Source organism: Rhodoferax antarcticus ANT.BR (genome assembly GCF_001938565.1).
In the GTDB taxonomy this organism is placed as follows: domain Bacteria; phylum Pseudomonadota; class Gammaproteobacteria; order Burkholderiales; family Burkholderiaceae_C; genus Rhodoferax; species Rhodoferax antarcticus.
Window position 1 is genome coordinate 743758 of record NZ_MSYM01000013.1, and the last position, 13640, is coordinate 757397.

A 13640-nucleotide genomic window follows, 5' to 3' on the forward strand; every position below is an offset into this window, starting at 1 on the left:
CGCATGCAACCCCAGATTCTTGTTGAACCCCAGCGATGGCGCATGTCGGTGGCTCCGATGCTCGATTGGACAGACCGACACTGTCGCTACTTTCACCGTCTACTGTCTCACCACGCCTTGCTCTACACCGAGATGGTGACCACCGGCGCGCTGATTCACGGCGATGTGGCGCGCCATCTACGCTTCAATGCCGAAGAGCAACCCGTGGCACTGCAACTCGGTGGCAGCGAACCGGCTGACCTGGCGCACTGTGCCCGCCTGGGTGCCCAGTGGGGCTACGCGGAGATCAACTTGAATTGCGGTTGCCCCAGCGAACGCGTGCAGCGCGGTGCGTTTGGCGCCTGCCTGATGGCTGAGCCGCAACTGGTGGCAGATGGCGTCAAGGCCATGGTCGATGCGGTGTCTGTGCCGGTGACCGTCAAACACCGGATCGGCATTGACCAGGTAGAGAACTATGATTTTGTTCGGGATTTCGTCGGTACGGTGAGTCAGGCGGGTTGCCACACCTTCATCGTGCATGCCCGCAACGCCTGGCTCAAAGGCCTGAGCCCAAAAGACAATCGTGAGATTCCGCCGCTGCGCTACGACTGGGCTTACCGCCTGAAACGCGATTTTCCTGAGCTAGTGATTGTGCTCAACGGCGGCGTAACCTCCACCGAACAGGTGCAGGCGCATCTGACGCAGCTCGATGGGGTCATGCTGGGCCGCGAGGCGTACCACAACCCGTGGTGGCTCAGTCAGTGGGACAGCGCGTTTTTTGCTGCTGCCCCCAAAGGTGAGCTAACACGTGAATCGGTGGAGCAGCAGATGGTGGACTACATGGCGCGTGAACTGGCGGCATTTGGCACCACCTGGCCTTCAATAGCCCGGCACATGCTGGGCTTGCGGCATGGTTTGCCTGGCGCGCGCCACTGGCGTCGCGTCTGGAGCGATCACAGCCTGAAAGCCTTGCCGCCGGCTCAGGTCATGGCGCTGGCACACGGCCCTGATTTATACGAAAAATAGGTCTCTAGCCCTTGATATGCTTGCGTAAGTAGCTATTTATAAAATAGCAAATGGTGGTCAATCGATTATGACAATCCAACGCTTGGTGACCTGCCTGTTGGTTTCGGGAATCGCGGGGGGGGGCATTTCTGGCTTTTCGTCACCGTCACCCGCTGCGCTAAGCGCCATCGGCAATAGGTCAGGCAAGTTATCATGCCGCAGCCGTGAAAGCCAGCCGGTGACAGGCTGAAGCCCTCCTTGTTTACAGCCCAGACATTTCCCCACCCGTGCGTCTCAATTCCATCAAGTTATCCGGCTTCAAGTCGTTTGCTGAGCCGACCAACTTTGTGTTGCCCGGCCAGCTGGTTGGCGTGGTCGGGCCCAACGGCTGCGGCAAGTCCAACATCATGGATGCGGTGCGTTGGGTGCTCGGGGAAAGCAAGGCGTCTGAGTTGCGTGGCGAGTCCATGCAGGATGTGATTTTCAACGGCACCACCACTCGCAAACCCGCCAGCCGCGCCAGTGTGGAGCTGGTCTTTGACAACGACGACCACCGCGCCGGTGGCCAGTGGAGCCAGTTTGCCGAGATTGCCGTCAAGCGCGTGCTCACCCGCGACGGCTCCAGCAGCTACTACATCAACAACCAGGCGGTGCGCCGCCGTGATGTGCAAGACGTTTTTCTGGGCACGGGTTTGGGCCCGCGCGCCTACGCCATCATCGGCCAGGGCACCATTAGCCGCATCATCGAGAGCCGCCCGCAAGAGCTGCGCCTGTTTCTGGAAGAAGCCGCAGGCGTGTCCAAATACAAAGAGCGCCGCCGTGAAACCGAAAACCGCCTGAGCGACACGCGTGAGAACCTGACCCGCGTAGAGGATATTTTGCGTGAGCTCAATGCCAACCTGGACAAGCTGGAAAAGCAGGCCGAAGTCGCGCAAAAGTACAACACCCTCTCACATGCCGCCACACTAAAGCAGCAGCAGCTCTGGTATTTGAAGCGTTCGGAGCTTGATGCCGATCAGGCCCGCGTCAAGCTGGAGTCTTTGGAGGCGGTGAATGCGCTGGAGAGCCGTCTGGCGGACCTGCGCCATACTGAATCCGAGCTGGAGACCGTGCGCCAGGCGCATTACGCCGCCGGTGACCAGGTCAACCAGGCGCAAGGCAAGCTGTATGAAGCCAGCACCGAAGTCGGCCGCCTGGAAGCTGAAATACGCTTTGTGGTGGAGGGACGCCAGCGGGTAGAGCTGCGCTTGCGCACCCTGCAAGAGCAGGCCACCCAGTGGGCCACCCGCAGCCAGGACGCACAAACCGAACTGGAGAGTCTGTCCGAGCTGGAACTGCTGGGCGAGGAAAAGAACGAGTTGTTCGCCGCCCAGGTGGAAGACCAGGCTCAGCAGCTGCCTGAGCTTGAAGACGCCTTGCGCCTGGCGCAGTGCGCCGCCAACGAACAGCGCGCCAGCGTGGCGCAGGTGCAGCAGCAGCTAGGTGTGCTGGCGGCTGAGCAGCGCGGCATCGAAGAACAGTCGCGCCAGTTGGAAACCCGCCGCAGCCGCTTGCAGCAAGACCGCCAGACCTTGGCCGTGCCTGACGAGTCATGCCTGGCCAGCCAGCAAAACCTGCTGGCACGAGCCAATGACGACGCCGAGCTGGCCCAGGCCCGCCTGGCCGAACTGCAAGACACCGCCCCCGAGCTGGACGACCAGCGTCGCACTCAGCAGCAGCAGGTCAACGCTGAATCAGCCCGGCTGGCTGATTTGTCTGCCCGCCTGGACGCCCTGAAAGCCCTGCAAGAGCGCGTCAAAACCGACGGCAAACTGCAACCCTGGCTGCAAAAGCATGGTCTGGATCATCTGCAAGGCCTGTGGACCCGCCTGCACATTGAGCCCGGTTGGGAAAACGCCCTGGAAGGTGCGCTGCGTGAGCGTCTGGGCGCCTTGGAGGTGAGCCGCCTGGAGATGGTGCGGGCTTTTGCGAACGATGTGCCGCCCGCCAAGCTGGCGTTTTACAGCCCGCCCGAGGCTGGTGCTGCCAGCAGCAGCGCCACCCTGCCGCGCCTGGCTGACTTGCTTCGCCTGCATGACGCGGGCCAAAAAGCGGTGCTGGACGACTGGCTGCAGGGCTGTTTTAGTGCTGCCAGCCTGGAAGACGCGCTGGCCAGCCGCAGCCAGTTGCAGCCGGGTGAACTCATTTTTGTGAAGGCGGGCCACGTGGTGGGGCGCCACAGTGTCAGCTTTTACGCGCCCGACTCGGAGCAGGCGGGCTTGCTGGCACGCGCGCAAGAAATAGAAAACCTGGAAAAGCAATCGCGTGCTCAGGTGCTGATCTTTGATGGGTCGCGCGCCGCGCTGGTGCGTGCCGAGTCGGCGTATGCCGATCTGTCTCAGCGGCTGGAAGCAGCACGTCGCGAGGCCACCCAGGCTCAGGCCAGTGCCCACGCCTTGCAGGTGGACACCTTGCGCCTGACGCAGGCGGCAGAGCAGGCGCGCCAGCGCAGCACCCAGATTACCGACGATCTGGCCGAGGTCGTTGCGCAACTGGAAGACCTGCAAGAGCGCCGTGTTTTGGCCGAGGCCCGTTTTGAAGAGCTGGACCAGCAACTTGCCGACACCCAAGGCCGTCATGCCGAGCTGGACGACAGCGTAATCAGCGCCGAGCGCAAACTGGCCGACTGCCGTGAGCAGCAGCGCAGCCTGGAGCGCCAGATGCAAGAGGCCAGCTTTGCCTTGCGTAGCTTGGGCGCACGCCGCTCAGAGTTGTCACGCGCTATGGAAACAGCAGCGCAACAGGCAGACTCCATAAGGGCTGAGGACCAAAGAGCCCAAGATGAATTACTGCGCCTGAACGATGCCGCAGCGCAAGGTGGCCTGCAGCAGGCGCTGGCCGTCAAGCTTGACTGCGAAAAACACCTGGGCGCGCAGCGCAGCCAATACGATGACCTGACCGCCAAATTGCGCGCCAGCGACGAGCGCCGTCTGCAGCTTGAGCGCGCCTTGGACCCGCTGCGTGCCAGCATCACCGAGTTCCAGCTCAAGGAGCAAGCCGCTCGACTCGGCTATGAGCAATACACCCAGTTGCTAGCCGATGCGCAGGCTGATCTTGCAGTGGTTGAAGCGTCCATCGCTGCTGACTCGGTCAGGCTGGCTGGCCTGCAGGCCGAGATTGACCGGCTTAACCGCGAGATCGCTGCGCTGGGCGCCGTCAACCTGGCCGCGCTGGACGAGTTGGCGGTGGCGCGTGAACGCAAAGAGTTTCTGGATGCCCAAAGCGCTGACCTGAATGAAGCCATGGCCACGCTGGAAGACGCCATTCGCAAGATCGACGGCGAAACCCGCGAGATGCTCTCGGGCACTTTCAACACCGTCAACGAGCACTTCGGCAAGATGTTTCCCGAGCTGTTTGGTGGCGGCAATGCGCGTCTGGTGATCACTGGCAGCGAAATTCTGGACTCAGGTGTGCAGGTCATCGCCCAGCCGCCTGGCAAAAAGAACCAGAGCATTGCGCTGCTCTCAGGTGGTGAAAAGGCACTGACTGCGATTGCGCTGGTGTTTGCCATCTTTCAGCTGAATCCGGCGCCGTTTTGCTTGCTCGACGAGGTGGACGCGCCGCTGGACGACGCCAACACCGAGCGTTATGCCAAGCTGGTCAAAAGCATGAGCCGCGAAACCCAGTTCCTGTTTATCAGCCACAACAAAATCGCCATGGAAATGGCACAACAACTCATTGGTGTCACCATGCAAGAGCAGGGCGTCTCGCGCATCGTGGCAGTCGACATGGACATGGCCCTGAACCTGGCCGATCAAGAGGAATTGCTATGAGCCCGTTACAACTCGGTCTGGCAGCGGCTGGCGGCGCGCTGCTGCTGGCCATGCTGGCCTACTACCTTTGGCTGGCAGGCAAAAACAAGCCGCGCCAGCCTGACGCTGTGCTGCCCAGCGCCACCGAGTCATTTCACCGGGAGCCCACGCTGGATGATGCAGCTTTGAGTGGCGGCGTAGAAGACACCGGTTTTGCCATTCCCGTGCCTGAGAAAAAACCCGGCCTGGATGCGCTGATCGACGTCATCGCCCCGGTCGCGCTGGACGCAGCCGTGTCGGGTGATGCGGTGCTCGCTGCGCTGCCGCCCACGCGCCGGGTGGGCAGCAAGCCGTTTGCCGTGGAGGGCCTGAACACCGAAACCCAGCGCTGGGAAGCGGCGCTGCCGGGCCAGCGCTACAGCCAGTTGCAGGCTGGTGTGCAGCTGGCGAATCGCTCTGGCGCGCTGAACGACATTGAGTTTTCGGAATTTGTCATGAAAGCCCAGGGTTTCTGCGACACCCTGGGCGGTACGCCAGACTTTCCCGACATGCGCCGCGAGGTAGGCCGCGCCCGCGAGCTGGACCAGTTCGCCAGCGACCACGACGCACAGATCGGCTTTATGCTGCGCGCCCGGCGCTCCGCCTGGAGCCCCAGCTATGTGCAGCAGATGGCGGCGCGTCAGGGGTTTGTGCCAGGTTCCATGGCTGGGCGCATGGTGCTGCCCGGCACCAGCGGCCCTGTCCCTGTGATCAGCTTGAGTTTTGATACCCAGGCAGCGCTGGCTGAGGATGTATCGCAGTCGGCCCTGCGCGAGCTCAATATGTCGCTGGACGTGCCGCAGGTGGAGCGCGCCGAGCGCGCCTTTGCCCGCATGTGCGAAGCGGCTCTGGCGCTGGCCAAGGAGATGGATGGCATCGTGACTGACGACGCGGGTGTGCCGCTGCCGCCCGAGGCCATGGAGGTAATTTTCGCCGACCTAGAGCAGCTTTACGACACGCTGGACCAGCGCGAGCTCTCCGCCGGGTCGGTGCTGGCGCGCCGGCTGTTTTCCTGAGGCACCCCACCCCATGCACACCGCTGATCTTTTTGCACCGTCGCCGGACGACGCCCAACCCATCGCTCAGCGCCTGACCAAGTTGCGTCAGACGCTGCACCACCACGCGTATCTGTATTACGTGCTGGACGCGCCCAGCCTGCCAGATGCCGAGTACGACCGCCTGTTTCAGGAGCTGCAGGCGCTGGAAGCGCGCCACCCCGAACTGGTTACCACCGATTCACCCACCCAGCGTGTGGGCGGGCGAGCGCTGGACCAGTTTGCCCAGGTGCGCCATGCTCTGCCGATGCTCAGCATCCGCACCGAGACCGACACCACGCCTGCCGGTGCCGAGAGTTTTGACGCCCGCATCCGCCGCGAACTGAGCCTGACCGAATCTGACCCGCCAGTGCAGTATGTTGCCGAGCCCAAATTTGACGGGCTGGCCATGAGCCTGCGTTACGAGCACGGCGTGCTGGTGCAGGCCGCGACCCGCGGCGACGGCGAAACCGGTGAGGATGTGACGCAAAACATCCGCACCATCGGCCAGATCCCCCTGAGGCTAATTGCCCCCACGCCCGGCACTGGCGTGTCCTCGCTGCCCCCCGAAGGCGAAACCTGCCCGCCCGTGCCCGCTATGCTGGAAGTGCGCGGTGAGGTCTACATGCGCCGCGATGACTTTGACGCCCTGAATGAGCGCCAGCGTCAAAAAATAGCTGCCGGTGCCAAGGGCGAAAAAACCTTTGTCAACCCGCGCAATGCTGCTGCGGGTGCAGTGCGCCAGCTTGACCCGGCCATTGCCGCGCAACGGCCTTTGAGCTTTTTTGCCTATGGCCTGGGTGAAGTCTCGCCGCCAGACGCTGGTGGGCCGGTGTTTGCCACCCACTTTGATCTGTTGCAAACCCTGAAATCATGGGGTTTTCCGGTCTCAGCCCTTGTGCAGCAAGCGCAGGGAGCTACTGAATTAGTAGCATATTACAACGCTATCGCACGGCAGCGCGACAGCCTGGGTTTTGACATTGACGGTGTGGTCTACAAGGTCAACAGCCTGGCCCTGCAGCGTCAGTTGGGTTTTGTTACCCGTGAGCCGCGCTGGGCGGTGGCACACAAGTTCCCAGCGCAAGAAATGCTGACCACCGTATTGGCCATCGACGTGCAGGTGGGGCGCACCGGCAAACTCACGCCGGTGGCCAAATTGGCGCCGGTGTTTGTTGGTGGTGTCACCGTGACCAACGCCACCCTGCACAACGAAGACGAAGCGCGCCGCAAGGACGTGCGCGTGGGCGACACCGTCATCGTGCGCCGCGCGGGCGACGTGATCCCTGAGGTGGTGTCGGTGTTGCTAGACAAGCGTGTGGGTGAGCCAGAGGTTTTCACCATGCCGCGCACCTGCCCGGTGTGCGATAGCGCGGCGGTGCGCGAAGAAGGCGAGGCCGACTACCGCTGCACCGGCGGGCTGTTTTGCAGAGCCCAGCGCAAGGAGGCCATCCTGCACTTTGCCCAGCGCCGCGCGGTAGAGGTGCAAGGGCTCGGCGAAAAATTGGTTGATCAATTGGTGGACGCCAGCATCACCCACACGCTGCCAGACTTGTACCGCCTGGGCCTGACCGCGCTGGCCAATCTGGACCGGATGGCTGACAAGTCGGCACAGAACCTGCTGGAGGCGCTAGAAAAATCAAAGCAAACCACCTTGCCGCGCTTTTTGTTCGGCTTGGGTATTCGTCATGTGGGCGAGGCCACGGCCAAAGAGCTGGCGCGCCACTTTGGCCAGCTTGACGCCATCATGGACGCGACTGAAGAGCAGTTGCTTGAAGTGGCCGATGTGGGGCCGATCGTCGCAAAAAGTTTGCGTACCTTTTTCGACCAACCGCACAACCGCGAGGTGGCCGAACAACTGCGCGCCTGTGGGGTGAGCTGGCCTGAAGGGCCACCTGCCGAGCGTGTGCCGACGCCGTTGAGTGGCAAAACTTTTGTGCTCACCGGCACCCTGCCCACGCTGGCCAGAGAAGACGCCAAGGCCTTGATTGAAGCCGCTGGCGGCAAGGTGGCCGGCTCGGTCAGTAAGAAAACCAGTTATGTGGTGGCCGGGACTGAAGCGGGCAGCAAGCTTGACAAAGCTCTGGAATTAGGCGTGCCAGTGCTGGACGAAGCCGGGCTGCGCGCTTTGCTTGACGTCGAATTTCACTGAAAGGGCGCCATGTTGATCCTAAGATGGCTGATGGTTGGGTTGCTGGTGTTGGCAGTTGCGGCCATGGCCGCAGGCCAGGCGGGCTTGCTGCAGGGCAAGGTGCCGACTGACCTTGGCGTTCATCAAGGCAAGCTGAAGTCACCGTCCGCAACGGCCAACAGCGTCAGCAGCCAAGCTTCGCTGTACCCCGATCATCCGCAGCGCGGTTACGCAGACGTCGCCCCTTTGGCGTTGCGCGGCGACGGCCCCGCCACCATCGCCCGGCTCCAGCGCCTGGTGGCCGCGATGCCTGGCGCCCATATAGTTGAAAGCACCCCCGACTACCTGTACGTGCAGTACACGACAAGCATCATGAAGTTTGTCGACGACGTGGAGTTCTGGTTCGACCCAAAGGCGCAGACGATTCAGGTTCGATCGGCATCGCGTGTTGGTGAAAGCGATCTGGGCGTCAACCGAAAGCGGGTCGAAGCCGTGCGCCAGGCGCTTGCTGATCAGTCTTGAGCACTGTTCCTTACATCGCTGCCACTGCGCACGAAGGGCGTTCTGTGCACACAGCGGCTGCACAAATAGCTAAGAGGTACATTTTTCGGGGGCAAGGACACTGGCACCGAGGGCGATGACAGCAGCAGCATTTTGGAAAGCGAATGTACCCCCCGCGCGATGCGCTGCGGTCACTGCTGTTATGGTGCCAGCTGTCTTGACCCAGGAGCCTCGCATGTCCAACAGCAGTAGCAACAAAAGCCAAAGCCAAACCAAAAACAACCCAGACAGCACTGGCCACAGCGACCAAACCTTCGACGCCATCATCGTCGGCGCGGGTTCGGCCGGCCTGGCCGCGCTGCGCGAGGTGGCCAAGCGCACCAAGCGATTTCTGATCATCAACGACGGCGCCTATGGCACCACCTGTGCACGTGTGGGATGCATGCCCTCCAAGCTGCTAATCGAGGCGGCCAACGCCTACCACCGCCGCCACACCTTCGAGACCTTTGGCATTACCGGCAGCAACGCGCTGGCCGTCGATATTCCCGCTGTGCTGCGCCGCGTGCGCCGTCTGCGTGACGACTTTGTTGCCGGCACCGTCAGCATCACCGACGAGCTGGGCGCGCGCAGCGTCTCGGGCCGCGCACAGCTGCTCAGCAGCACGCAGGTGCAGGTCAACGGCCAGACCTACAGCGCCAAGGGCATCATTCTGGCACCGGGCTCGAGTCCCATACTGCCCCCAGCCATGCAGGCACTGGGCGCGCGGGTGCTCACCACCGACACGCTATTTGAACAAACCACGCTGGGCCCGCGCATGGCCGTGATCGGCATGGGGCCGCTGGGCATCGAGATGGCGCAGGCGCTGGCGCGGCTGGGCGTAGCCGTGCACGGCTACGCCACCAAAGAAATGCTGGGGGGCATGAGCGACCCTGACGTCAATGCCGAACTGCGCCAGGCGCTGGAACGCGACATCACCCTGAACATCGGCGCTGAAGCCAGCTTGCACGCGGTGGAAGGCGGCATTGAAGTGCGCAGCGGTGCGCACCGCACTGTGGTTGACCAAGTGCTGGTGGCCATTGGCCGCAGCCCGAACCTGCAAGGCCTGGGGCTGGCGACGCTGGGCGTGCCGCTCGACAAACATGGCTTGCCACCTGTCAACCCCAAAAGCATGCAGGTGGGCGACTCGCCCGTGTATTTGGCGGGCGATGCGCACAACGACCGCCCGCTGTTGCACGAAGCCGCAGACGAAGGCCACATTGCCGGCCTGAACGCGATGGCACCCACGCCGCAATGCTTTGAGCGTCGCATACCTCTTGCCATTGTGTTTTGCGACCCCAACGCCGCGGTGGTGGGCCAGGGGTTCAGTGCGTTGCAAAGGCAAGACGGCTTGCAGTTCGTGACGGGCAGCGTCAACTTTGTCGGCCAAGGTCGCGCACGCGCTGGCCAGCGCAACCAAGGGCGCTTGAGTGTCTACGCCGATGCCGCCAGCGGCTGCCTGCTGGGCGCAGAGCTGTGTGCCCCCGCTGGCGAACACCTGGCGCACCTGCTGGCGCTGGCCGTGTCGCAAAAGCTCAGTGTGGCGCAGGTGCTGGGCATGCCTTTCTACCACCCGGTGCTGGAAGAGGGTCTGCGCAGCGCGTTGCGCGATGCCGCACGCCAACTGCCCGACGCTGTCAGCTCGGACCTGGCGCACTGCGGCCCCATTGGCGCGCTGGCGCTGGACTGACTGCCCCTGGCCGAAATTTAACCGGTGCCCATGTCAAAATCTTTCCCGCGCCCCCACTGAAGCCATTGCCCTGCAGTTGCAGGACGACCGGGCGCAGGCGTGCTATTGGAGTCAACATGACTGTGCGAGATATTCTGAAAATGGGCGACCCGCGCCTGCTGCGCGTGGCCCAGCCGGTGACTGCCTTCGATACTGACGAGTTGCATCTGTTGATCAGCGATCTGCTCGACACCATGCACGCAGCCGATGGCGCCGGGTTGGCGGCGCCGCAGATTGGGGTGGATTTGCAGCTGGTGATTTTTGGCTCGGGCCAGCCCAATCCGCGCTACCCACAGGCGCCTGTGGTGCCGCGAACCGTGCTGATCAACCCGAGCATCATCCCTTTGCCGCCGCTGGCAGATGGCGCGGTCAACGACGATCTTTTTGCTGGTGCGGCCACTTTGAGCGCGACCATGCCGCAGATTGTTGAAGACTGGGAGGGCTGCTTGTCGTTACCCGGCTTGCGCGGCAAAGTGCCGCGTTTTGCGCGCATCCGCTACACCGGGTTTGATCAGTATGGCGATCCGATTGACCGCGCGGTGGATGGTTTTCACGCCCGCGTGGTGCAGCATGAGTGTGACCACCTGATTGGCAAGCTCTACCCGATGCGGGTGGCTGATTTCACGCAGTTTGGCTTCAACGCGGTGCTGTTCCCGGGGCTGGATCAGCCTGCCGACTGAACAGTAACCACGGGAACGCTATTTTATTTATAGCTACTAGCGCTTGTATTTAAAGGGCTAGAGGCCAAAAATGCTTCAAGGATTAGGGCAGTCTAGGCCAGCGCTTCAAGCAGTTCGGTCTCAATCTCAATCTGCGCGCGGTTGTTTTGCAGCGCTTCGCCCTGAATCAAAAAGGTGTCTTCCACCCGCTCGCCCAGGGTGTTGATCTTGGCCAGGTTCAGGTCCACTTTGTGGCGCGCCAGCACCAAGGCCACGCTGTAGAGCAGGCCGGCGCGGTCACTGGCGGAAATGTTCAGCAGCCAACGCTGGGCTTTTTCATCGGGTTTGAGGCTGACACGCGGCGTGATCGGGAAGCTTTTCACCCGACGCGACACCCGGCCCCGGCTCGGTGCGGGCAGCGGCGCAGAGGTGGCAATCACCTGGGTCAACTCTGACTCGATCATGTTCACCAGTTCGCGGTAATGGTCGGGCAGGTAGGTGGCCACCACCTGAAATGTGTCTAGCGCGTAGCCGTTTTGCGTGGTGTGGATGCGCGCATCCAGAATGGAAAAGTTGCGATGGTCAAAAAAGCCGCAAATGCGCGCAAACAAATCCGTCTGGTCAGGGGTGTAGACCAGCACCTGCAGGCCTTCACCTACCGGCGATGGGCGGGCGCGCACCACCGGCATTTTGCCGCCAAGGTGGCGTGAGAGCATGCGCGCGTGCCAGGCAATCTCAACCGCGTCATGGCGCATGAAGTAGCCCACATCCAGCGTGGCCCACAGCGCCTTGTGCGACTCAAAGGGTTGGGATAGCAGGGCCAGCTCGACGAGGGCGTCGCGCTGGCGCTCTTGCACCTCGGCGTGCAGGTCGGGCGCGTGGCCACCCAGAGCGCGCGAGGTGGCGCGGTACAGGTCTTCCAGCAGTTTGCCCTTCCAGGCGTTCCAGACCTTGGGGCTGGTGCCACGGATGTCTGCTACGGTGAAGAGGTATAGCGCGGTGAGGGCGCGCTCGCTGCCTACATGCTGGGCAAACGCAGCAATCACGTCCGGGTCGCTCAGGTCAGACTTTTGCGCAATGCGGCTCATGGTGAGGTGTTCGCGTACCAAAAACTCGATGAGTTCGGCGTCGGCACCGGCAATGCCGTGGTGTTTGCAAAAGCGTCTGACTTCCAGCGCGCCCAGCTGGGAGTGGTCGCCGCCGCGGCCTTTGGCGATGTCGTGAAAAAGCGCGGCTACATGCAAAATCCAGGGTTTGTCCCAGCCGCTGGCCAGTTGCGAGCAAAACGGGTATTCATGGGCGTGTTCGACGATGAAGAAGCGCCGCACATTGCGCAGCACCATCAGAATGTGCTGATCAACCGTATAGACATGAAACAGGTCATGCTGCATCTGCCCCACGATGCGCCGAAACGCCCACAGGTAGCGCCCCAGCACCGAGGTCTGATTCATCAGGCGCAGGGCGTGCGTCAGGCCGGACGGGTACATCAGGATCTGGCGGAAGGTAGCGCGGTTGACCGGGTCGCGCCGGAAGTCAGCGTTCATCAGGTTGCGCGCGTTGTAGAGTGCACGCAGCGTGCGCACTGACAGGCCCTTGATCCCGTAGTAGGTCTGGTACACCAGGAACGTCTGCAAGATGGCGTGCGGATTGCGCTGGTAGAGGTCATCACTGACCACCTCGATCATGCCGGCCTTGTCCATGAAATGATCGTTCAGGGGGCGCAGCGGCCGCGTGGTGTGCATCAGCGGGTTCAGCCGCTCCTCGATGTTGAGCAGCAGGATCTGGTTGAGCTGCGTCACCGCCTTGGCGGCCCAGTAGTAATGGCGCATCAGCTTTTCGCTGGGGCGCACAAAGGCGCGCTGGTCGGTAACGGCGTCGCTGGGCTGGTAGTCAAATGAATGCGCCACGCTGGTCTGCAGATCAAACACCAGCCGGTCTTCACGTCGGCCAGAGATCAGGTGCAGCCGGGCGCGGATGAGCCGCAGCACGGCTTCGTTATGCTTGATCTGCTTCACCTCAAACGCGGTGGCCAGGCCGGCCTTGGCCAGGGCGTTCCAGTTGGCACCCAGACCAGCCGCTTTCGCCACCCACAGAATCACCTGCAGGTCACGCAGGCCACCGGGCGACTCTTTGCAGTTGGGCTCCAGCGCATAGGGTGTGTCGTCAAACTTGTTGTGGCGCTGCTCCATCTCCAGGGTTTTGGCGACAAAAAATGCGTTGGCGTCCATAGCCCCGAAAATTGCCGACTGAAAGTCGGCACACAGCGCTGCGCTGCCAATGACCAGGCGCGCCTCCAGCAGGGCGGTTTGCACGGTGACGTCTTTGGCAGACTCGTCCAGGCACTCGCTGACAGAGCGCACGCTGGAGCCAATTTCTAACCCGGCGTCCCAGCAACTGCCAATAAACCTCTCAATACGCGCCTTCAAGGCCGGGTCGGCCTCGGGCGACTGGTCATCGGGTAGCAACACCAGCACATCCACATCAGAGTGCGGATACATCTCCTGGCGGCCAAATCCGCCCACCGCCAGCAGGGCAAAAGGCGCGCTGAAGCCTGCTTGCTGCCACAGCCGGATCAAGGCTTCGTCGGCCAGGCGCGACAGGCCCTGCAAGGCAGGATTCACACTACGGGTGGAGGCGCCACTGGCAGCCAAAGCGTCCAGCAGGGCAGCCTTCTCGGTGCGGTACTGGCTGCGCTGGATTTGGCTGGTGGTCATGTGGCAAGCCCGTGGGTTGGAAAAA

The 13640-nt window shown here is 62.4% G+C and carries 8 protein-coding genes; 7 read left to right on the forward strand and 1 reads right to left on the reverse strand.

All coding sequences use genetic code 11. The features are described from left to right. Positions 1-3: 3 nt before the first annotated feature. From dusA to BLL52_RS12350, 7 genes are all read left to right on the forward strand, one after another. Complete coding sequence (gene dusA, locus BLL52_RS12320; RefSeq protein WP_075586911.1) at positions 4-1005, forward strand: tRNA dihydrouridine(20/20a) synthase DusA; 1002 nt, start codon at positions 4-6, stop codon at positions 1003-1005. A 266-nt stretch (positions 1006-1271) separates the two neighbouring features. Further along, positions 1272-4796, forward strand: coding sequence for a chromosome segregation protein SMC (gene smc / locus BLL52_RS12325; protein ID WP_075586912.1), 3525 nt, complete (start codon positions 1272-1274; stop codon positions 4794-4796). Next, positions 4793-5830 (forward strand): cell division protein ZipA C-terminal FtsZ-binding domain-containing protein, encoded by a 1038-nt coding sequence (locus BLL52_RS12330; RefSeq protein WP_075586913.1) that lies wholly within the window; start codon positions 4793-4795, stop codon positions 5828-5830. Before smc ends, BLL52_RS12330 begins: the two co-directional genes overlap by 4 nt. A gap of 13 nt (positions 5831-5843) precedes the next feature. Further along, positions 5844-7997, forward strand: coding sequence for an NAD-dependent DNA ligase LigA (ligA, locus tag BLL52_RS12335; RefSeq protein WP_075586914.1), 2154 nt, complete (start codon positions 5844-5846; stop codon positions 7995-7997). Between the two features lie 9 nt (positions 7998-8006). Next, positions 8007-8498, forward strand: a complete 492-nt coding sequence (locus BLL52_RS12340; RefSeq protein ID WP_075586915.1) for a DUF1499 domain-containing protein — start codon at positions 8007-8009, stop codon at positions 8496-8498. A gap of 214 nt (positions 8499-8712) precedes the next feature. After that, positions 8713-10203: a dihydrolipoyl dehydrogenase gene (locus BLL52_RS12345; RefSeq protein ID WP_083633961.1), complete on the forward strand. Its 1491-nt coding sequence runs from the start codon at positions 8713-8715 to the stop codon at positions 10201-10203. Between the two features lie 116 nt (positions 10204-10319). Further along, the gene (locus BLL52_RS12350) at positions 10320-10922 is read left to right on the forward strand and encodes a peptide deformylase (protein WP_075586916.1); all 603 of its coding nucleotides are present in this window, start codon (positions 10320-10322) and stop codon (positions 10920-10922) included. Positions 10923-11014: 92 nt separating this feature from the next. Here BLL52_RS12350 and BLL52_RS12355 read toward each other — a convergent pair whose 3' ends face one another. After that, the gene (locus tag BLL52_RS12355; protein WP_075586917.1) at positions 11015-13615 is read right to left on the reverse strand and encodes a [protein-PII] uridylyltransferase; all 2601 of its coding nucleotides are present in this window, start codon (positions 13613-13615) and stop codon (positions 11015-11017) included. Between the last annotated feature and the right edge of the window lie 25 nt (positions 13616-13640).